This is a genomic window from Spiroplasma endosymbiont of Clivina fossor (assembly GCF_964031115.1).
GTDB lineage: Bacteria > Bacillota_I > Bacilli_A > Mycoplasmatales > Nriv7 > Nriv7.
The window spans coordinates 334,312-355,610 of record NZ_OZ035006.1; the positions used below are offsets into that span (position 1 = coordinate 334,312).

Genomic DNA, 21,299 nt, shown 5'->3' on the forward strand with positions numbered 1-21,299 from the left:
TTGTTAAGGTGGGAATAAAGTGGATAAAATCTTTAAATTAATAAATAGTATTAATATTGCTAGTATCTTTGCTGTTCCCATTTTTGGTTGTAGTCGTTCTGTTACTGATCAAGCAGTTATTTTTGCTAATCATCCATTAAGTATTTATGATAACGCAACAACAAAAAGCTTTTATAATTCATCAATTGATATTTTAGATAATTATTGGATTATTGATAATTTTGCTGATAAGACGACGCAATTGTTATTTTGACAAAATATGTTGAATACGCATACTAAAAATAAAACAAAATATTTTATTGCTTTAAATCATAATTTTGCTACTAATATTCCTAATTTAACAAAAGAGTTAGAAAAGTCGGTTGCTACGGGTAATAAAATTATTACCTTAGATTATGATTATGTTCTTAATTCTGTTAGTAATAAAATTGTTAATTTAGTTGAAATTAAATTTGATGTTTTGACAATGGGTTATAATTTAGGATATCAATCAGGGATTTATATGTTAAAAAATCATCAAGATTTTACAATTATTGATAATAAAATTCAAGTTAGTACTGTTGAATATTTAAATGATCAATTAGCACAACGATTAACTTTTGGGTTTCAACAAGGACTATATCAAGCGCAAATTGATAGTAAGCAAGATGGTGGTTATGAGTTTAATTTTGTTGATTGACAAACATCAATTGATAATCGTGGTCCTTTAATTAGATCTGATTGGAATCGTAATAATATGTATAATACTGCAAAAGCATTATTAGAAAATCATCAAGTTAGTTTAATTTTTGATCCGTTGTTATTATATAGTAATAATTTAGTAAAAGCTTTTATTGATAATAATCATAATTTAAAAAAACATTATTTTGTTAGTGTTGATATTATGAATAAAGAAAAATATCATATTAAACCCAAAAATTATTTACTTGCTAGTATTAATCGTAATTTTACTGGCATATTATCCAAAATTTATCATTCTGAGGAAATAAAACCACAGTTATTAACTGATTGAAATTTCGTTAGTGGTATTATTGTTGATATTCAAGATATTAAATTTTCTCATCAACAATTTGATAATAATAAATTTGTGTGAAAGTCTTTTCAATGTAATGCTATTAATGCTCCATTATCACAACATTTTTGTAAAGAAGGAACTAACTAATGTCATCACCTTTGATTGAATTTAATAATGTTTATAAACAATATCAAGATAATTTAGTTTTAAATAATATTACTTTAAAGGTAAATTCTGGTGAAATTCATGCCTTAGTTGGTGATAATGGGGCTGGTAAAACAACTTGTGTGCGTTTATTAGCTGGTTTGGAAAATCCCACCAATGGTGTGATTAAAGTTGCTAATAAACGCATTGGACAGTTTTTTACTCCTAACTATCAAATTAGTTATGCTGGACAAGATACTTACTTTATTCCTGATTTTAGTGTTCGTCAAAATATAGTTTTGGGAAATGAACCACAATTTTTGAAAATATTTATTAATTGAGGAAAAACTGAAGCTAAAATTGAAAAATTAATGCGGAAGTATAAAATTTATGTTGATTTAAATAAACAGTTTGAGATTCTTTCATTATCAGAACAAAGAAAGGTGGCATTACTAAGAGCCTTGTACCAAAAACCACGAATTTTAGTTTTAGATGAGCCAACAGTTGGTTTACCTTTGGAACAAGAAGAGGAGTTTTTACCAATTTTTAAATCTTTTATTAAAGATAAAATTACAGTAATTTTTTCAACACGAAGTAAAGAATTTGCTAAAGCAGTGTCAAATCATTATTCATTATTAAATAAAGGGCGGATTGTGTGGACAAAGCATAATAAAAATGTTTTAAAAGTAAAGAAAATTCAACATAAATATTGAACAACAATGATTGACCATAAAAAAGTTTCTTTAAAAAAAAGAGAATTAGTATTATATGCTGAAGATATTAGTTTTAATAAACGCAATTATCCAAAATTAGAAGGCATTGATTTAATTTTACAAGTTGGTGAAATTTTAGGAGTTTATGATCGCACAAATATTAGTAGTTCCTTAATTGGCGATATAATTTCAGGAAAAACTAAATCGTCAACAGTAAGAATATTTTTTAAAAATGATAGTATTAATAAAAAGAATCAGGCTTATCGTTATAAAATAGGCATTGATTTAGTACCAGAAAATTTTTTACAAGATGCAACTATTGATAGTTATTCTTTAATTGATAATTTTATTTTATGGCATCATAATAATCCTAAATATTTAAATGCTGGAGTTTTAAGGCGTGATGATATTTGATTTAAATTAAAAAAGATTTTACAAAATTATCAAATGCCTGATTTTATTAATGGTAATAGTATTGCCAATACTTTATCTAATGGTGAATTACAAAAATTTGTTTTAGCAAGAACATTAGAAACGAACCCACAAGTTGTTATTTTAGTTAATCCGTTAATGCATTTAGATAATGATTCAGCAAAATTGATTATTAATCGTATTATTGCCTTGCAAAAAAAAGGCGTAGCATTTCTTTTAATTGATTGTGATTCGCATCTTTTAGAATTATTAGCTAATCGGGTGACAGTTATTCAAAATGGGAGAATGGTTGCTACCTTAGAAGGGGATGATGTTAAAAGTAATATTTTAAATAATCCGCTGATTCTTTCTAGAAAACGCGAAGATTTGATTGATAAACATATTCAAATTACTAAAAGTGAATTAAAATATAAAAGTATTTCTCGAAAAGTTTTATTGTGGCAAAAAATTATTAATAAAATTACAATAGTTAAAGATAAAATTGTACAAGTAATAGCGACAATTAAAATAAGGATTACTGGTGGTTAAAAATGAATATTATAAGAAATTTTTGAACTAACAAAAAATTAAAAGCAGTAACGGTTATTTCATTAACAGTAGTTTTGCTTTTTGTCTTATCAGCAATAATTTTTACGCTTTTTAAAGTTAGTTCTTTGAAAGCATATGATACATTATTTTTAATGCCTTTTAATGATATTACTCATTTTCATAATTTTGTAAATTCATTTTCATATTTGCTATTAGCATCATTAGCATCATTAGTAGCATTTCGGTTTCGAATTTATAATCTTGGAGTTATTGGGCAAATGATTATTGGGGCAACAATCACATTTATTACTTCACGATTATTAAGTTCTGTTGGTATTACTACTAAATTTGCAACAATGTTATTAATTCTAGTATCAATTATTGCGGGGGCATTGTATGCGCTCATTGCTGGTTTTTTTAAAACTTATTTTAAGATTAATGAAATGGCATCAACTTTGTTGCTTAATATTATTGCTTTTAATATTTATTATCATTTACCAGAATGAAGTCAATATAATGATAGTATTATTAATAATAATGCTTCTTTAATAATTAAATTAAGTATGACGGTTTATTTTTCCATTACAATTTTTATTGCTTTGTTTATTTATGGTTTTGTAACGATTTTATTAGATCGTCGCGTGTTTGGTTTTCGTTTAGAATTAACGGTTGCTAATGCTGAGGCGGCACAATATGCAAGATTAAATCCCAATGCTAAGCAATTAATTATTATGACAATTTCCGGAGCAATTGCCGGAATTGCAGGCTATACTTATTTTGTTGCTAATCTAAATAAATTAGGAACATTAAGTTCAACAATGTTACAGGAATTTGATAATTTGTTGATTCCCTTATGAGCATTTAATTCGCGTATTGGAGTCTTGTTGCTTAGTATTTTAGTTGGTTTAATTCGTTCGCAAACGCAATTTCTTTCGTTAACATCATTTGATTATGAAATCATTGATATTATTTTTTCATTTTGTATTACCATTTCTGTTTTAGTAAGTTATATCATTTTATGAAAACAAGAACCGAAGTTTTTAATTAATTTTAGAATGCGGGAGGCGTTAGTAAACCAACGACCTGATGTTAATGATGCAACTAATATAATTAATAAGAGGCGACGATAATTATGAATATTGTTAATATTTTTGTTAGTAGTTTATCATTATCAGCACCATTACTATTCGCAGCTGTGGGATGTTTAATAATGCAAAAAGCGGGGATTTTAAATTTTGGTGTTGATGGCGTAATGATTTTAGGGGGGTTATCGTATGCAATTGTGATTAAACAATATTTATTTCTTGGTGATAATATTTGTTTTTTAGGTTTTTTTTTAGCATTTGTTATTGGTATGGTGTTAGGTTTAATTCATGCGATATTAACGGTTTCTTTAAAAACTAATCAGTTTCTTGTTTCATTTATTTGAAATTATTTGGCTTTAGGTTTGAGTTCGCTAATTTTAATATTTAATTATGGACAAAGAACATTAGATGCTAATGAAATTTTTATTGCTCCGATATCTATTGGATATCCGTTATCTTTAGTTTTTATTTTTAATGTTATTTTAATATTATTTGTTTCTTCTTTTTTCTTTTTAACGCGAATGGGGTTATATTTTAAAGCAGCTGGGAAGAATGCTGTTGTTTTAACTTTAAGTCAAATAAATGTTGTTAAAATTCGTTATTTAGCAGTTATTGTTGGATTTGGTTTAATAGCATTAGGTGGTGCATTTTTTACAAATCAAAAAGGCACTTTTGATGTTACTGTTAATAATGTTGGATTAATTGCTTTTGCGATTGTGGCATTAAGTCAATGAGCAGTATTTCGAAGCGTATTTTTTACTTATTTAGTAACAGTTTTACTTGAATTTAGTGGATTTTTACGACAAGATAGTAATAAGTGATGATGGACAATATTACCTTATGTTTTACCATTATTAATTGCGCCACTATTTGCATTATATGAAAAAAATGATCAGATGCCAAAAATGTTAAATACACCGTATACGAAGGAAAAAAGTTAAGATGTTAGTTAGTTTATTAAAGAAAATAAATATTGTTTTTTCCCATGAACAAATAAAACAATTAGAAAAATATTTTGAATTATTGCAACAATGAAATGAGAAAATGAATCTGACAACAATAATTGGTAAAGAAGAGGTTTATCAAAAACATTTTTTTGATTCATTGTTACTAACAAAAAATGTTGTTTTAGAACAACAACTCATATGTGATGTTGGTACGGGAGCTGGATTTCCAGGAATCGTTATTAAGATTTTATTTCCGAAGATTAAATTATTTCTTGTTGAAGCAATTATTAAAAAGTGTTTATTTTTGCAAGTAGTAGTTGAAAACTTATTTTTAAAAGATGTAACGATTATTAATAATCGTGTTGAAAATATTGCGATTCAATATCGTGATTTTTTTGATATTGTTACTGTCAGAGCGGTTGCTCAGTTGAATATATTATTAGAATTATGTATGCCAATTGTAAAAGTTAAAGGAATGTTTATTGCTTTAAAATCAGAAACTAATAAAGAATTATCTAATAGTCAAAATGCTTTAAAAGTTTTAAATACAGAGTTAATATCTACTTATAGTAGTAATTGAAATTTTTTAGGTAAAAGAACAATTTTATATTTTATTAAGCAAAAATCGATTGATAAATTATATCCGCGAGATTTTGCTAAAATAAAACGGTGACCATTATAATTTTTAACAAAACTCTTGTTATAATGTTAATATAATTAGGTAAAATATTTGGGAATCTTAAAAAAGGAAGTTAAAATTTATGGCTAAAGTAATTGCAATTGCTAATCAAAAAGGTGGTGTTGGCAAAACGACAACATCAATAAATCTTGCTGCTGGTTTGGGCAGATATGGACAAAAAGTTTTGCTGATTGATTTAGATCCACAAGGAAATAGTACAACAGGAATTGGTGCTGATAAAAGTAAAATTGAAAGGTGTATGTTTGATGTTTTAGTTAATGATATTGCTCTTAGTGAAATTATTCAAAAAAATGTTTGTCAAAATGTTGATTTGGCACCAGCAACATTATCATTGGCAAGTGCTGATTTACATTTATTAGAACAATCTAAAGATAAGCAAAATATTTTGTTGGATAAGTTAAAAGGTATTCTTAATAATTATCATTATATTATTATTGATTGTCCACCATCATTAGGATTATTAAATCGTAATGCATTAAGTGCATCTAATACGGTAATTATTCCGATTCAAGCTGAATATTATGCTTTAGAAGGATTAACACAATTGTTAACTTCAATTAGATTTGTTCAACAGAGAAGTAATAAAAATTTAACTATTGAAGGCATTTTGTTAACAATGTTTGATACTAGAACAAAGTTATCGTATGAAGTAATGCAAGAAGCACAGAAGTATTTTAAAGAGAAAGTATATAAAACTTATATTCCGCGAAATATTAAAATATCGGAAGCGCCTTCAAATGGGAATGATATTTTTAGTTATGCTGAAAATTCATCGGGGGCAATTGCTTATATGGAACTAGTTAAGGAGGTATTGCTAAATAATGGCGCAGAACAAGGAATTAATAACTAAAAGAAGATTATCGGTTAAAGGATTAGATAAGATTTTTGGTGAAGAAATTAATGATTTGATTAGTGAAATTGAAACCAATGATGAAATTAAGCAAAATGCGGTTGAAATTTCACTAAATGAAATTCGTAGTAATCCTTATCAACCACGAATTGTTTTTGACGATGCTGAGATTACACAATTAGGACAATCAATTGTTAAGCATGGGGTTATTCAACCAATTATTGTTAAGAAATCAATTAATGGTTATGAAGTTGTTGCGGGAGAAAGAAGAATGCGGGCTTGTAAAAAGGTAGGATTAACTCATATTCCAGCAATTACGATTAATTTATCTGATAAACAAATGATGGAAATTGCTTTAATTGAAAATATTCAACGAGTTGATTTAAATACCATTGAAGAGGCACAAGCATATCGTGATTTAATGAATAAATTAAACTTAACGCAAGGTGAAGTGGCAATGCAAGTCGGAAAGTCACGGTCACACATTGCTAATATTATGCGAATTTTAAATTTACCGCAAAAAATCCAAGATTATGTTTTAAATGGTCAATTAACGATGGGACAGGTAAAACCATTATTAGCTTTACAAGATGATATGGAATTAGTTTCTCGTTTAAGTGAACGCATTTTTAAAGAAAATTTAACATCTAGAAAAGTTGAGGATATTGTTCGGGCGTATCAATTACAAATTGGTAAGAAAGATAAAAATGAACAAAAAGCTAGTGCTTTGCCAAAGTGAGAATATGCACCTGTCGCTGAAAAAATGATTAGAATTTTAGGAACTAAGATTGTTATTGATGATAATCGGATTGTTATTAAGTTTTCTAATGATAAAGATTTGAATCGAATTTTGGAAATTCTTAAAATTATTTAATTATTAAATAATTTTCTGTAAAATAAATCAAATTTTAAATTTTTCTAAATAATAGAAAAATTCTTTAATTTTATAGATAAGTATTGATATTTCAATAAAACCTTGATTTTGCTGGGTTTTTAGTAAAACCGTGTTTTTACAAATCCCTATATTTAATAAGGGTTTTTTACCCTGTCAATACTTATCTTTAAAATTAGTGTAAATCACACACAGTTATTAGACTATGCTTCTCTTAATTGATTTCATCATACCATATTTTGTATTATTAAAATTAAAAAAATTAATTTTATTCACAATAAAAAATATTTAATTCAAAATTTAACCAAATTAAAACATTTTTCAAGAGTTTCTATTATTTTTTAAATAATTATTTTGCAATAATAAATTTATTTAAAGTTTCAAATGGAGTTTTGTAATTCAAGCTTTTATGTTTTCGTTTGAAATTATAAAATGCGTACCACTCATTCAAATGAATTTGTAATTGTTTAACATCAAATTTTATTTCAAAACCACATTTTTTAAACCAAAATAAACTTTTAATTTTGTCGAAAACTCTTGATATTTATTGAATATACTTAATTTTAGGTATATTTTTAATATGATAGAGGTGGATAATAATTATGGAAAAAATAATTCAAGAACTAGTAAATACTTTAACAGATGATCAATTTTTAGAATTTTATGAAAAAGTTAAACAACAAGCAGAATTAATAAAAAAACAAAAACGTTTAAATGAAATTGATCAAAAATTTAGAGCGCAAGGTATTAAATGTCCTAAATGTGAATCTTACCATTGCGTTAAAAATGGACATAATTCAGAAGGAAAACAAAAATATTTATGTAAAAATTGCCGTGCAAGTTTTGACGCTTTTCGTAATCATTTTATTTATTGAAGTCATTTAAATTATGAACAATGAAATTTATTGATTCAAATTTCATTGCTGGGGCAATCTAGTAAAACAATTTCTCGTTTTATTAAAACTACATTAAAAACTGCTTGATATAATCGTCAAAAATTAATGAAATCAAAACAATTAGAAAATACCCAATTAAAATTTAAAAAATTATCTGGTAAAATCCAAATCGATGAAACATTTATTAAAGAAATCCATAAAGGAAATTTCAAATATAAAACTGATCCACGAAGAATTCACCTTGACCCATTCGCAACTAATACTAAATGCTGTATTCAAATGGCAATTGATAATAATAACAATATTTATGTTAAATCCACAAACACCAAACGTTTACAAAAACAATGAGTTATTGAAAATATGAACAAAGAATTAATTAATGAAAATTCAATTATTACTTCTGATATGCAAAAATTATATTTTTTAGTAGCAAAACAAACAAATTCTACTTTATGTGTAACTAAAACAACAATTAATCCTGAAGCTAGTTATCGTAACTTAAATAAAATCAGTAAATTACAATCTAGTCTTAAAGAAGCCTTAATTCATTATCATGGTTTAGGTTTTACTAATATTCAAAATTATTTAAATCTCTGAAAATGAAAATACCAACATAAGGGTTTAACTCCAAACCAACAAACAGCGGTATTATATTTTAATGTATAAAAAAGTTAAAGTAAAAATAGTAATTTTACATAAAAGCCTTTTAAAATTATCAAGTTGATGATTTTTTTTATTTTATCAAGAGTTTTCGACAAAATTAAAAAAATAAACTATTATAATTACGGTGAAACCGTTCAATCTTTCCGTTGCTCTGAGGAGAACGGATTGGTGTGGTTTCATGGATAATTCCATTTTTTGAAAGAAAGGTTGTAAAAGGCCTTTCTTTTACTTTGTATGCTTTTTTATTACTTCAATTAGTAGTAGTGAATTCCGGAGCATTATCAGTGCGAATGCGTTTAATTGTTATGCCAAGTTCGCCAAAATCTTTCATTGCTCTTTGCATGGCATTAATGGCATTATTGGTTCCTAAACTATCATACACATATCCAAAAGCAATTCTTGTTATTTCGTCAATGAAATCATAAACATATAATCTATACTTAGCAATAGGAAAATTTTTATCAGTAAACACTTTAGCATCCATTTGTAAAAGACCAATCTCGGAAACTTCATAACGCTTAAAATGGCGTTTTGCTTTTTTCATTTGCGTTTTTATTTCTCCATAGCGTTTGTCTTGTTTAATTCAACGATAAAAAGTATTAATTGATTTGGGGACATTATTTGTATCGATATCATGCACATTTTTTTGATGAATATTATGATAAAGCGATAATACACCGCCCGCACCTACAAATTTGTAATCAAAGTAATAATCACAAATTTGTTTTCTGGTTTCTAATGAAAATTGATATTTAATATTTTTTGGTGTTGTTGATTTGAATTGCAATTCATAAAAGTTGTCTTGATAATAACCATTAATAATTTTTTTAGCTCAAATATAAAATGTCATTTTACTACCACGAAAATATTTTTTAATCAATTTATTTACAGATATGTTATCTGTATTATTCATATATAAGTTGGTACATAAATTGAGATATTTACTTACTCATTTTTTTACTTTATAATAATATTTTTCATGATAAATCGTAGTCATTCAAGATTGTAATTTAGCTTTTAAATCTGCTAAATCATTTTTAGATACAATATACTTCATTTTCTATTTCCTTTTTTATTTTTTTCTATATCAAACACATAAAACAGTTAATATCCATAGATAATAATTAGTATAATGAAAAAAATAACTAATTACTCACAATTAAATAAAAAATATGACTTAAATTTTAGCGACAATAATTTTGGTTTTACATGAGAAATCTTTAAGGAACTAGTTGGCGATGATTGAGCAGAATATTTTACAACGAGGTGTTTTTATCGATTTGTACCTACCGCTAGAATGACCTTTAAAACTTGAAACTGTTTAGCTTGGGATTTATGAATTTGTTGTAACTTTACAGATACATCCGCTCAAGAAGTACGACGTTATGAAAATACACATCCTGAAACAACAATTGCTGATTTACATAATTTATGTCAATATTTAGAAGAAAAGTATGGCGTTCAAATTGGACCTGAGCACTCTACGGTGACTGGGATAGTTTGAAAATTGAATAAAGAGGGCGGAGAAATAATTTTTCCTTCCAATCAACGAATAACTTTTATTGGTTATGCCAACGGTAATAGAATTTTTGGAACAGCTGTAAAAGGTTCTAGTTTTTTGTGTTCACGAACTGACGAAATAATTATGGCAGAAGAAAAAGAAACTTTGAGTGATAAACAATTAATTTATAGATATGAGCGTTTACAAATGTCAATGTTTCGTAGCAATCGGATTAAAGTTTCTGACAAACCCATAAAAGAACTTTCTTGAACCTTTGTTGATAAAATGACAGGACAACAAGAAACGCGCTACTTATGAAAAAGTTTTTTTGTCGCCTTCACTTGCAACCCCTATGATAAATATCACCCATTTTATGAAAAATACTGTACGCCATTTTTACCATTAAACGACAAGATAATGAATTTATTAAAAGAAACTGGTAAAGTTTGATACGAAAATGAAAAAGAATTTGAGGGTTTAGGAATTTTTGTTTTAAGACTAACATTAGACTCCACTTGAAATAAATTACCAGAAATTTCAAGAAAAAAAGTAAACCAACTTAAAAAAGATAACCCCGATGAATATGCTATTGTAAAATATGGTTTTGAGTACTCAGACAGTGATAGTACTATCTTTCCGTTTCGAAAACATTTAAAATATACACAAAAATATGATTTAAAAGATTTTTATGTTGCCACTATTGATATGTATAAATTTGATTTTTATAGTATCGGGATTGATTGAGCAACTGGACCAATCGATCATACTGTGCTAAAGTTTTGGGGATTTCAAGAATATAAAAAAACTGAACTTTACGATTCATATTTAATATGTGAGATTGTTGTAACCCCTGAAGATAATTTTTCTGAAAATGAAAAAATTAGTTATCTTGTAGAAGAAATCATGACTTTAAGAGCAAATTTTTATAATTTTGCTGATGTTATTTTTAATTATGATGATAAGGCAAAAACCGCTATGGAATGAATTAAAACAAAATTAATCGAAGATTATAGTTTTAACATTCGTACCAGCACAGCCATTAAGCACACAACACCATTAACCAAAGAAGCTGGTTTAACAGACCGCGTTATTTGAATGCGTAATTTGTTTGGATTTGGTAATTGTCATATAAATTTACAGAATAATCCTTTTACTGCCAAATGCTACGAGGAATTAAGATATGATGAAAAACGCACTAATGTTCCTGACCCAAAAATGTATCTTGATCCTTATGATGCAGATTTTTATGCGTTATATGCTGTAAGACAGTTTATTCGTGGAAAAAATACTAATTAATTATTATATCCCGATCACTTGGCAAACTAATATCAAGTCCGTTTCTTGCTTTTATTCAATATTCAGATTTATGTGCTTCTGCTACAAGAAGCATAGCTGACAATTTTGAATAATCAATTAAAGCTTCATCAATTAATTTACAAACAGTTTCATTTTTTAAATCAGGAATTATTTTTTTAGATGTTTTTATTTCAACAATTTTATTATCTCTAAACTTTATTTCTGAAGACGGAAAATAATTAAAAAATAAACCGTAATCTCTTGTATGATAATAAATTTCTCTTAAAACTGGACCATATACTCATGCTTCAAATTTTTCATCAAACAACAATAAACCAGTTTTTTTGTAAAAATATATGTAAGAAAAATACATCAATTTTTGTAATTTAATAGAACTATTAATATTATATTTTTTAGTTATATACTTTGCTATTGAAAAAATATTTTGTTTACCTAATTTCATTTCAACCACCTTCAATCGTTTATATTTTACCATCTGAAATCATTTTATCAATTTGCTTTTCTATTTCTATTAAAAAATCAGGACTATCTAAAAATATTGTACTCCTTTGACGAAAATTAAATTTTTTGCTTTTATATTTACAACAATCCCCTCCTGTACATGTATAAGCGTGCTCATCTGAAAATTTATTATCACTTATTATTATAATTTTATCTTTACCTAATTTAGAGGTTAAATACCCTAATTCATAAATAACATTTATATTATTATAACTTGTATTTACAATTGCTAAATCTGCTTGATCCATTTCTTCTTCCAGTTGATTATCTTTTAAACCCGAATAAGGTTCTTCATCAATTCTTATTGTTCTTATTCTTTTCTTGTTAAACAAATACTTTTTTATAGAAAAGTAAATTTCATTATTACTTTCAATATATTCCATTGCAAAAAAACATTTTTTATTACTTAATAATGAAATAATTTGTTCAAAAATTTTTTGTATATTTTTATTATTTTTTGAAGTTATTTCCACCTTTCTACCTTTTTTGCCAGAATGCAATTTAATATATGCGTCTTCATGTGGCAAGTAAATTTGTTTTAAATATTCTCCGAAATTCTCTACATTATAATCTTTAAAATGTTCTAGTAAAAAAATATGTTCTATTTCTGTACAAATAATAGTCACATAAATCTCCTTTATTTTATTTAGCAACATTTAAAAAGTTATTATTTTAGAGTACCGACTTTTTGAATCTTTTTTGTTTTTTAACATCTACCGTTAAATCAATTCTAAACTTAAAATAAATGGGCCCTACGGCCACCCCTTTTCAGGACATAAGTATTTCAACTTATGAACTCTTTACAGTCATGACTATAAGTTATTTTCATTATAACTTTTTTTATGTTTAAAAGCAAGATTGAGTGAGTCTGGGAGGGTTGACTTTCACAAAATCTGCGTGTATAATCTAGTTGTTTATTAAATTAAAAAAATTACGGAAGTTCTTTCAATAAAGTCAGGGTCCCCAAGGTCCTGCTAAACGCGGACCCCTAACAGGTTGAAAAGCGGTGCCGAGATTTTTTGTAAGCTTAATAAAATTCTAGTATATTGACGCTTCGTTTGTGGAAGCAACCCGACCAGCCGATAATTGTCAAGAGTTTATATATTCTTTAAATTTCAAAAACTAAAAAGAGACCTTTTTATTAAGGTCTCTTTTTAGCCCAAATTAATTAATTTTTTGAGGAGTTATTTAAATGTCAAAAAAAAATGAATTACTACATGTAGGTATATTAATCACTTTAATAGTATTTACTTTTGTAGGAATAATTTTAGGAATAGTAGCTTATAGCAGAAGTAACAAATACTTTCTAAAATCTAATGGTGAGATAGTATATTGTGGAAGTACCATATGAAAACAGATAGGTAGAGACAATAAAGAAATGTATTTAATGTGCTCAAATAAAGATGAAAAAAAGGAAAATGATAAAATACCCGGTTCTTTGATGGAAAAAGTAGAGATATGAGACGGCAAGTATGAAGAGGGGTATTTTAATAATCAAAAAAGAGACTAATTTAATTAGTCTCTTTTACTTTATATTTACTTTATAATTCTAAATTAACATAAGAACTTATTTTATCATTAAATAAGCGTATATTATTTATTTTAATTAATGTGTGATTTTGTTTCGAGCCTGTCCAAAATTCTGTGTCTCGATAATTCATTCTGAATTATACTTAAAAGAAGGAGAACAGAAAATGACAAAAAAAATAAAAAAAGAACCTGACGCAATTGATAAAGTTGTTGATTATTTTTTAGAAAATATTGATAATCCACAAGATTTATTTAAAGGCAATACTATTTTTCAGGAATTTACCAAAAAATTAACTGAACGAATGTTAAATACGGAAATTAAAGATTATCTTGAAACTGATGAGAATCATAATAAAAGAAATGGCAACACACAAAAAACCATTATTACTAAAAATGGTTCAATCGCAATTGATGTACCAAGAGATCGAAATAGTACTTTTGAACCAGTAATTATTCCAAAAAGACAAAGAAGATTTGATAACTTTGATCAAAAAGTAATTTCTTTATATGCAAGAGGAATGACAATTTCTGATATCAAAGCACAATTGCAAGAATTCTATCACGGAGCAGAAATTTCAGAAAGTTTAATTAGTCAAATAACTGATGATGTTATTGAAGAAGTTAAAATGTGACAAACTAAACCTTTAGAGAAGATTTATCCGATTGTTTATTTTGATTGTATTGTTGTTAAAGTAAAGCAAGATAAACGAATAATAAATAAAGCAGTTTATCTTGCCTTAGGAATTAATTTAGATGGTTTAAAAGATATTTTAGGAATGTGAATTAGTGAGAATGAGGGAGCCAAATTTTGACTTAATAATCTTACGGAAATGAAAAATCGTGGGTTACAAGATATTCTTGTTGCTTGTAGTGATAATTTAACTGGGATGTCTGATGCAATAGAAGCTGTTTTCCCAAAAACACAGCATCAATTATGCATTGTTCATCAAATTCGCAATAGTTTAAAATTTGTTCCTTACAAAGATCGCAAACTTGTAGCTAATGATTTAAAATCAATTTATACAGCAATTAATGAAGAAATAGCGTTAATTGCTTTAGATCATTTTTCAGAAAAATGAAATAAAAAGTATCCACAAATTACTAAATCATGAAAAAATAACTGAAATAATTTAATAATTTTTCTTGAATATCCTCAGGAATTTAGAAGAATTATTTACACAACTAATGCGATTGAATCTGTTAATAGTCAATTAAGAAAAGTCATTAAGAATAAAAAGATTTTTCCTAATGACGCATCAGTTTCTAAAATATTTTATTTAGCATTTCAAAATATGGTTAAGAAATGAACGATGCCAATTCAAAATTGGGGTAGTGCAATTTCACATTTAATGATAAAATTTGAGGACAGAGTGAATTTAAGTTAATTACTTAGAGACACAGTTAATTGTACAGTCCCTTTGTTTCAATTTCAAAATTATATTTTCCTTTTCCATAAATAACAGATAATTCCAATCGCTTAAAATTACTTATTTCTTTTTCTAAAAGAAATTTACATTGCTTAGTACTGTCAAGTTTATTTATTTCTTCAATTCACCTAAAATTACTTAATAACGCCTCCAATCCCTTTCCATAAATATTCATAACACTGCTTAATTGTGTTTTTTCAACAATACAATTTACAAAATTTTTACCATAATTTCCATCCGCTAATTTTATATCTTTTGGTAATAAACTAGGGATGTCGTTTGGTTCCAAATTATTAATTAATGGTAGTCAATTAAACTGGTTACTGTTCAATTTAAATAATTGATTTTGTGATATGTCATCATTAACTAATTGAATATGATTATTATCAAAACTAAAGTACTCTGATTTTAAAACAACTTCTACATCTTTAAATTTATAATATCCATCATCAAGCAATGGAACTGAAATGAGCTCAAAATAATAAGGCAATAATAGTTTATAATCATCATTTAAACCCATATTTATTGATAAATCAGAAAAAATATATTCAGAAAGCATCATAATAATTTGTTTAAATATTTGTACCGAAGGATGTTTTATTAACTTAGGGTTTTCAAATTTTCAGTACTCAAAAAGATTAGTAATAACTACTTCGGGTTTTTGACCAACAAATTTATTTTCTTTCAACCTTGCAATATCATTTCTAGGTTCATTAGTTTTTATATCATATTTTGCGTGTTCAAAATTAGTGCGATAGTTATAAGTATAATCTAGCATGTCTAACAATACTTTTTGTAAACTATCAATCCTAAATATTTCCTTAAATTCTAACTCCACTCTATCATAATCTTTAGTTAAATTATATGAGGTAGAATTTAGACAACTGGGTTCAAGCCCACCAATTTCACCAGGTAGAGTGATTGTTTCATTTAAAATAATATTTTCTTTTAATAAATCCACTGGTAGACAACCAAGAGGTACACGCTGATATTTTTGCGTATTTCTAGTAATATGCATTGATGTTACTCTTGCATCAATAAAAACTTTTTTTCTTGATTCTGTTCCGCCACCAACCGTAATCAAATCTAAAGCACTTTTCTCATTAAAAAACAATTTTGCTTTTTCTCATGCTAAAACTTGACTAGACATTCATTGTTGCAATATTCTAACTTTTGGTTCAGTTTCAATCGGCATTGATAGCATTGGTAACATAACCTTGTCATTTTCTATAAATAATCGTGGATAACCCTCCACGCCGTTTACTTCCCCGATTAATTTAATATTTCCAAATAAAGCTTGCCGTGGAAATTTAATAGTAATTGCTTTAACCTTTGTATCTTCGGGCAATTGTTTTTGAATACGAACAATAATGGGATTAGAACCACGAACTTTAAAATCTTGCACCCGCACTAAAACTGTTTCCTTGGTTACCTTAATTGATTTTGGGGCATAGCGTTCGGTGTAAGAATTTATAATATACAATTCATCCAAATTATTTTCGTTTGCCGGTTCACCAATAGAAACAACATGAAGATTAAATTTGCCGTATAAACTTTCATCTTGAAAAATTATAGTCTTGGCATCGACCATAGTATATTCAACACTATTATCTTGAATATTAGTAGCATTGCGAGCATCTAATTCTAAATTAAAGTCACTAACTTCATAAGCAATCGTTTTTTTAACTTCTAACGGGTCAATAAAGCCAATTTTAACAACATTGGGAGAAAAGAGTATAAATTAGGTTTATTTGTGTTTTTAATCAGGTTATTTAAAGGGTAAATATATAATTCGCGTTTTCTTGTTTTGTTATAAATTGTATGCAAGTCAGGGTCTGATTGTTCGGTGTAATTTGCAAAGTCCAGTGGAGTATTATCAATTGCATAATCACGATATTTTGTTTCATTTTCTTGACTTGGTTTAGTCTTCCAATCCGCCATTTTCTTGTCCTTTCATATCAATATTATTAATTTCTTTACCAATTGTGGTCGTTACATTCAAATTGACTTTGATTGTCATTTTTTCAAGTTCTTTTGAAATAAAACTGTTACCATTCAAGTCGCGGTCAAATTTAAGTAGTAAGTAAATAAAGTTTGCATGGGCTTCTTCTCGTAATAATAATTTTTGCTCGAGCATATTGTTAGTTTGAATATTAACCGCAGAACTTTCTTGACGAGTTTGTTGAGCCCCTTTATGAATTGCAGGTACATGCATTCCAATCCGTTTATTAATCTCGGTCACATTTCAATCATATAAATAAGTTAATTCTTTTCCTCTAAATTGACCATTAATAGTAGAAAAGGGTATTGGATTTTGTGCTTGATCATAATTCATGACTAAAACATGATTTTTAATAAAATCATCAATAATCTTATTTACATTTTTTTGAACATTACCAACAAGTGAATTTGTATTAATAAGAAATCTTGTGGCGTTTAAAATCGCATCTAGAATGCTTTGTTCATAAAAAATATCTAAAGCTTTCAATTTATCTTCAACACCAGCGATGTCAGCACGCTCACTTGGTAAATTAGAAAAAATTGCAATTGGTATGTAATTAATTTCTAAAACTTGGTTAATATTTAATTTTTCATTATTGCGTTGTTTTTCAAAATCATTAACTTTTATTATTGTTTGTTCTAATTTGGAAGCGCCATTATTGTCAACAATTTTTTTGGTGCTTAGTTCATAAATTTCACGCGTAATTTTTACTTTGCTGTTTTCTAATTGGTAAGTTTCATACATGCGTAAATTAAGATTATTTTTCTTATAGTCGTCGTAAAAAATTGTACATTGAATTAAATTTCCCAACACATCATATTCTCGCTCTGCTACTCGTATGGGTTGAAAATTCATAATTCCTTGATTTAAAAAAATTAGAAATGCTGAAATACCAATATCGCTAGCTCGTTTCTCATTAATCCAGTTTTTACTTTGAAAATCATTTTTATAAAGTCATGCCATTATTTTTGGTGATAAATCTTGTTGACTAATATTAATTTCCAACTTCTTAGGAGTTAATGCATTAGCCATAGTGTCGGACACATACGATTTATAATAATCTTCATGACCAAAAGGAGCAAAACCATACATTCGCAAAATTGATTTTTCAATTTCGCGTTTTTTAACTACTACATTATCATCTTTATCACTAAATCATTTTTTAGTAAATCGTAATGGCATTATTTACTTTCCAATTCTTCAACTTGTTTTTTTAAAATTTCAATTTTTTCAGAAATTAATTTCCCCAAAGGTACAAGTCCTAGAGTAATAAAGTTTAAAAAGTAAATTAACATTTTCAATCAAAATAATTTTTTAGCCATTATTTTTAGCTCCTCGTTTTGGTTTGTTAATATTAATCTCGTTTTTATTAGCGTTATTATTTTTGATAGCAATAACCATATCAATCTTATTATTTATAATCATTAATTTAGTATCAATTTTATTTAACGCTTCTTTATTTTCTTGCTCCATTTTTTTCGCCTCCTTTTTTGTTTTTAAAGCCGAGATTATTCCCGTAATGCCAGCCGTTCCCCCCAAACCGCCAATAATTGCTGTAAAAATACTTGCTACTGTTTCTGAATTCATATGATACTTTCTCCTCTCTTATTTAATTTTAGCCCCTAGGCCCACATAAATGTGAGCTATTAAACTAGTATTTTGTGGGCGGGTTTCTAAAATATCAGTTTCATTTTTTTCTGTTTCGGCTGAAAAAAATAAATAAATTTCTTCCGGGACCTCTTTTGGTCAAGCATCCAAAATAAGTGAGGACTGCATAACAATGTCAGAATCTTCCGGCGTGTGGGGCATTGTGCCCACATTTCACCCTGTTGTTGAAAAAAAATAATTTTTTTTTCATTTGAAAACAAAAGAAGAATTGGGTTTGTCTAATTTCGGAGCCACATAAATCGGATGAATGTGGTGACCGACATTGTCATTTTCTGCGTTTAAAGGATTGTCTTTTTTGTGTCGCACAAAATCGCCCTCGCGAAGGCTAGGCGTCACCAATTGACTGCCGTTGGCAAGAATGACGGTGTATGCCTTTTCTGAAAGTGGCAGTCAACCCTCTTCCAATTTTTTTAATTGAGAAAATCAAGCAATCGCTCCAATTAACGATTTTTGGATATTTTGAAAATTTTGAAAAATCAAATTTAGTTGCTTTTGTAATTTGGCAGAAAAATCAGCTGTTGTAGCGTGCGTATAATCGCCCTCTTGAGGATTAGGTTGTAAAGCATTTGGTGGTAAAGTGCCAATTTGTTTAGGGAAAGATACCGTTAAAGTTTCTGTTTCATGTTCATAATCAGAACTTGCATATTCCTCAATAACTAAATTAGTTACAGGCCCTCTAAGATTAGGATTTTGGGGGCATGTGTAATCCTGACAGCGACTTTGAAAAAATTTTAATTGTTTTTTTAATCGTTCATTTTTTTCTTTTTCTAATAACTTATCAACAACAAATTTACTGTAATACAAACCTAAATCAATCATATTGGCATCAACTGTATTTTCATCATTATAAGGAATTAAAAAATTTTTTAATTCTGTAAAATTAGCTAATTCTTTAACTCTTTGTGGAATCATATCTTGAGTATTATTTGCTAGAGTAGAGGCAATATAACTTGTACTAGAAGTATTCAAATTATTTGTTGCATCAACAAAAAATTCAACTGGAACTCTGTTAAACACTCAATGCTCAATCAAAATATAAATCATGTCTATAACGGTTTCTTTAATTTCATCAGGAAAAGTAGTAAATTCTCACTTATTAAAGATAAAGTCAAGATACATGTTGCAATCATTTTGAGCTCTTAAAGCGAAAGTTTTAAATCAATCATCAAAATTAGCAAAATTTAAATCTTTATATTTAGATGGTATAGCATCTAAGGTTCCAGTAAGTGGTTTGATAGTATGATAACCATTAATGGTTATATTTGGTCAAAGTTCTTTTAAGAGCATTTTTTATCACTTCCGATTTAGTTTTTTATTGATAGTAGTAATTTTTTTAGTTATTTGTTTTTGGATCATATTTTTAGCATTAATTTTAAAATTAATATTTTTGTTTTTAACAAGTGGCCTAACAATGCGGTTTTTAACATTTCGTCAAACAATTCCCTTGCCCAAAACGCTATCAACGGCTCAATTAACATAGTTGTCTTTATTAAAAACTTGATTTAAATTTTCTTTAACTTTAAATAAATTTCCTTCTTTATAACGGTCATAAGTTATTTTTAAAAGCGGAGTTAAAACTCGATATAACTTTATGCTATTGATGTAAAATTCTTGAACATTTGCTGGTAAAAATGGCATTAAAGATAATATGTTACCTTTAGTTTTACCCCAACCAATTGATCAACCACTTTCATACATATAAAATTTAAAAGGACTAGATGCAGTTATTAACTGTTGTAATTTTAAGGGAGTAGTAATTATTGGTCCTATTGGTCGATATTCAGGATTTTGGTAGTAAATTGTAATCGCAATATCTGTTAGTATTCCTGTTGGTTTAACTTTGACTGCAAAAAAGACATCAGATATTAATGGCAATAAAGTACCATCGGTAATTATTTTCTTTTGCACTCTTGAAATAATGTTCTTAAAATTTGTATATTCTTGAATTTTGGTTTTAGTCTTTAATTCTATCTCTTTAATCGTTTTTCTTACAGGTTCAAACACTTTATTTAAACCTTTTTGAATTTGATATGCTGGCGACAATTTTTGTAATTTTTTTGATTTTTCCATAATTTTATTAAATCTTTTAAGAAATTGAGAACGAAAAACATTTTCTGCTCGTAAAGTATTTAGTGACAATAATGTACCTTGACGAATTCCTGATTTTTGCATCTGGGTAATTAAATTAAATCAATTTTCTGTTGGCATTTTTGAAATTTCATTAATGTTTGTTCCGTAACGATTTAAAAATTGATTACCTCATTTTTCTTTAAATATCCTTGTTTTAGTTACAAGATTAGGATTAATTTTTCTTAGTAATGTTTCCATTTCCAAAAGTTGACCTAATGTTGTTACATTTGAACTTTTATAATTCTTAACAAATTGTTTTCGTGCCAAAAATCCTAAATGATTAAGCATGGTTTCTTTAGTTGGTTTTTTAGTATAGTCAAATCAAGTTTTATATTTGTCAAGAATAATTTTTTTATTA

Annotated in this window: 23 protein-coding genes; 12 read left to right on the top strand and 11 right to left on the bottom strand. The window is 27.1% G+C overall.

The annotated features are described in order from the left end of the window. Nucleotides 1-19: 19 nt before the first annotated feature. From AAHM82_RS02230 to AAHM82_RS02260, 7 genes are all read left to right on the top strand, one after another. The gene (locus tag AAHM82_RS02230) at nucleotides 20-1,162 is read left to right on the top strand and encodes a hypothetical protein (protein ID WP_342264407.1); all 1,143 of its coding nucleotides are present in this window, start codon (nucleotides 20-22) and stop codon (nucleotides 1,160-1,162) included. 11 nt (nucleotides 1,163-1,173) lie between these two features. Beyond that, nucleotides 1,174-2,832 (top strand): ATP-binding cassette domain-containing protein, encoded by a 1,659-nt coding sequence (locus AAHM82_RS02235; RefSeq protein WP_342264408.1) that lies wholly within the window; start codon nucleotides 1,174-1,176, stop codon nucleotides 2,830-2,832. Nucleotides 2,833-2,984: 152 nt separating this feature from the next. Continuing rightward, nucleotides 2,985-3,962: an ABC transporter permease subunit gene (locus AAHM82_RS02240; RefSeq protein ID WP_342264409.1), complete on the top strand. Its 978-nt coding sequence runs from the start codon at nucleotides 2,985-2,987 to the stop codon at nucleotides 3,960-3,962. Between the two features lie 2 nt (nucleotides 3,963-3,964). Further along, nucleotides 3,965-4,858: an ABC transporter permease subunit gene (locus AAHM82_RS02245; RefSeq protein ID WP_342264410.1), complete on the top strand. Its 894-nt coding sequence runs from the start codon at nucleotides 3,965-3,967 to the stop codon at nucleotides 4,856-4,858. Between the two features lies 1 nt (nucleotide 4,859). Then, nucleotides 4,860-5,546 (top strand): 16S rRNA (guanine(527)-N(7))-methyltransferase RsmG, encoded by a 687-nt coding sequence (rsmG, locus tag AAHM82_RS02250; protein ID WP_342264411.1) that lies wholly within the window; start codon nucleotides 4,860-4,862, stop codon nucleotides 5,544-5,546. Nucleotides 5,547-5,625: 79 nt separating this feature from the next. After that, nucleotides 5,626-6,414, top strand: a complete 789-nt coding sequence (locus tag AAHM82_RS02255; protein ID WP_342264412.1) for an AAA family ATPase — start codon at nucleotides 5,626-5,628, stop codon at nucleotides 6,412-6,414. Continuing rightward, nucleotides 6,386-7,288: a ParB/RepB/Spo0J family partition protein gene (locus AAHM82_RS02260; RefSeq protein WP_342264413.1), complete on the top strand. Its 903-nt coding sequence runs from the start codon at nucleotides 6,386-6,388 to the stop codon at nucleotides 7,286-7,288. Before AAHM82_RS02255 ends, AAHM82_RS02260 begins: the two co-directional genes overlap by 29 nt. A gap of 367 nt (nucleotides 7,289-7,655) precedes the next feature. Here AAHM82_RS02260 and AAHM82_RS12780 read toward each other — a convergent pair whose 3' ends face one another. Continuing rightward, the gene (locus tag AAHM82_RS12780; protein ID WP_425289046.1) at nucleotides 7,656-7,850 is read right to left on the bottom strand and encodes an integrase core domain-containing protein; all 195 of its coding nucleotides are present in this window, start codon (nucleotides 7,848-7,850) and stop codon (nucleotides 7,656-7,658) included. Nucleotides 7,851-7,908: 58 nt separating this feature from the next. Here AAHM82_RS12780 and AAHM82_RS02265 point away from each other — a divergent pair, with 58 nt between their 5' ends. Then, nucleotides 7,909-8,868 carry an IS1/IS1595 family N-terminal zinc-binding domain-containing protein gene (locus tag AAHM82_RS02265; RefSeq protein ID WP_342263352.1) on the top strand — a complete coding sequence of 320 codons (960 nt, stop codon included), beginning with the start codon at nucleotides 7,909-7,911 and terminating at the stop codon, nucleotides 8,866-8,868. 94 nt (nucleotides 8,869-8,962) lie between these two features. On the opposite strand, the gene AAHM82_RS02270 is transcribed toward AAHM82_RS02265, so the two are convergent. Then, nucleotides 8,963-9,922 (bottom strand): DDE-type integrase/transposase/recombinase, encoded by a 960-nt coding sequence (locus tag AAHM82_RS02270; RefSeq protein WP_342264414.1) that lies wholly within the window; start codon nucleotides 9,920-9,922, stop codon nucleotides 8,963-8,965. Between the two features lie 75 nt (nucleotides 9,923-9,997). Between AAHM82_RS02270 and AAHM82_RS02275 the strand changes: the two genes are divergently transcribed. Next, nucleotides 9,998-11,662: a hypothetical protein gene (locus AAHM82_RS02275; RefSeq protein WP_342264415.1), complete on the top strand. Its 1,665-nt coding sequence runs from the start codon at nucleotides 9,998-10,000 to the stop codon at nucleotides 11,660-11,662. Here AAHM82_RS02275 and AAHM82_RS02280 read toward each other — a convergent pair. After that, nucleotides 11,655-12,125 (bottom strand): Panacea domain-containing protein, encoded by a 471-nt coding sequence (locus AAHM82_RS02280; RefSeq protein ID WP_342263919.1) that lies wholly within the window; start codon nucleotides 12,123-12,125, stop codon nucleotides 11,655-11,657. The two genes, AAHM82_RS02275 and AAHM82_RS02280, sit on opposite strands and share 8 nt — an antisense overlap. Nucleotides 12,126-12,144: 19 nt before the next feature. Next, nucleotides 12,145-12,810, bottom strand: coding sequence for a hypothetical protein (locus tag AAHM82_RS02285; protein WP_342264416.1), 666 nt, complete (start codon nucleotides 12,808-12,810; stop codon nucleotides 12,145-12,147). 566 nt (nucleotides 12,811-13,376) lie between these two features. On the opposite strand from AAHM82_RS02285, the gene AAHM82_RS02290 reads away from it, so the two are divergent. The 3 genes from AAHM82_RS02290 to AAHM82_RS02300 all read left to right on the top strand — a co-directional run bounded on the left by AAHM82_RS02290 (nucleotide 13,377) and on the right by AAHM82_RS02300 (nucleotide 15,099). Further along, on the top strand, nucleotides 13,377-13,694 hold the full coding sequence (locus AAHM82_RS02290) for a hypothetical protein (protein ID WP_342264417.1): 318 nt from the start codon (nucleotides 13,377-13,379) through the stop codon (nucleotides 13,692-13,694). Between the two features lie 99 nt (nucleotides 13,695-13,793). Then, on the top strand, nucleotides 13,794-13,919 hold the full coding sequence (locus tag AAHM82_RS02295; protein ID WP_342264418.1) for a hypothetical protein: 126 nt from the start codon (nucleotides 13,794-13,796) through the stop codon (nucleotides 13,917-13,919). After that, nucleotides 13,879-15,099 (top strand): IS256 family transposase, encoded by a 1,221-nt coding sequence (locus AAHM82_RS02300; RefSeq protein ID WP_342263729.1) that lies wholly within the window; start codon nucleotides 13,879-13,881, stop codon nucleotides 15,097-15,099. The genes AAHM82_RS02295 and AAHM82_RS02300 overlap by 41 nt, the downstream gene beginning before the upstream one ends. Nucleotides 15,100-15,115: 16 nt before the next feature. Here AAHM82_RS02300 and AAHM82_RS02305 read toward each other — a convergent pair whose 3' ends face one another. The 7 genes from AAHM82_RS02305 to AAHM82_RS02335 all read right to left on the bottom strand — a co-directional run bounded on the left by AAHM82_RS02305 (nucleotide 15,116) and on the right by AAHM82_RS02335 (nucleotide 21,229). Further along, nucleotides 15,116-16,732, bottom strand: a complete 1,617-nt coding sequence (locus AAHM82_RS02305; RefSeq protein WP_342264419.1) for a hypothetical protein — start codon at nucleotides 16,730-16,732, stop codon at nucleotides 15,116-15,118. 98 nt (nucleotides 16,733-16,830) lie between these two features. Beyond that, on the bottom strand, nucleotides 16,831-17,082 hold the full coding sequence (locus AAHM82_RS02310; RefSeq protein WP_342264420.1) for a hypothetical protein: 252 nt from the start codon (nucleotides 17,080-17,082) through the stop codon (nucleotides 16,831-16,833). Then, nucleotides 17,063-18,325, bottom strand: a complete 1,263-nt coding sequence (locus AAHM82_RS02315) for a hypothetical protein (protein ID WP_342264421.1) — start codon at nucleotides 18,323-18,325, stop codon at nucleotides 17,063-17,065. Before AAHM82_RS02315 ends, AAHM82_RS02310 begins: the two co-directional genes overlap by 20 nt. After that, the gene (locus AAHM82_RS02320) at nucleotides 18,325-18,465 is read right to left on the bottom strand and encodes a hypothetical protein (protein WP_342262365.1); all 141 of its coding nucleotides are present in this window, start codon (nucleotides 18,463-18,465) and stop codon (nucleotides 18,325-18,327) included. The genes AAHM82_RS02315 and AAHM82_RS02320 overlap by 1 nt, the downstream gene beginning before the upstream one ends. After that, nucleotides 18,458-18,730, bottom strand: a complete 273-nt coding sequence (locus AAHM82_RS02325) for a hypothetical protein (RefSeq protein ID WP_342262364.1) — start codon at nucleotides 18,728-18,730, stop codon at nucleotides 18,458-18,460. Before AAHM82_RS02325 ends, AAHM82_RS02320 begins: the two co-directional genes overlap by 8 nt. 18 nt (nucleotides 18,731-18,748) lie before the next feature. Beyond that, on the bottom strand, nucleotides 18,749-20,098 hold the full coding sequence (locus tag AAHM82_RS02330; protein WP_342264422.1) for a hypothetical protein: 1,350 nt from the start codon (nucleotides 20,096-20,098) through the stop codon (nucleotides 18,749-18,751). 3 nt (nucleotides 20,099-20,101) lie between these two features. Beyond that, entirely contained in the window at nucleotides 20,102-21,229 is a 1,128-nt protein-coding gene (locus AAHM82_RS02335) for a hypothetical protein (protein WP_342264423.1), read from the bottom strand. Between the last annotated feature and the right edge of the window lie 70 nt (nucleotides 21,230-21,299).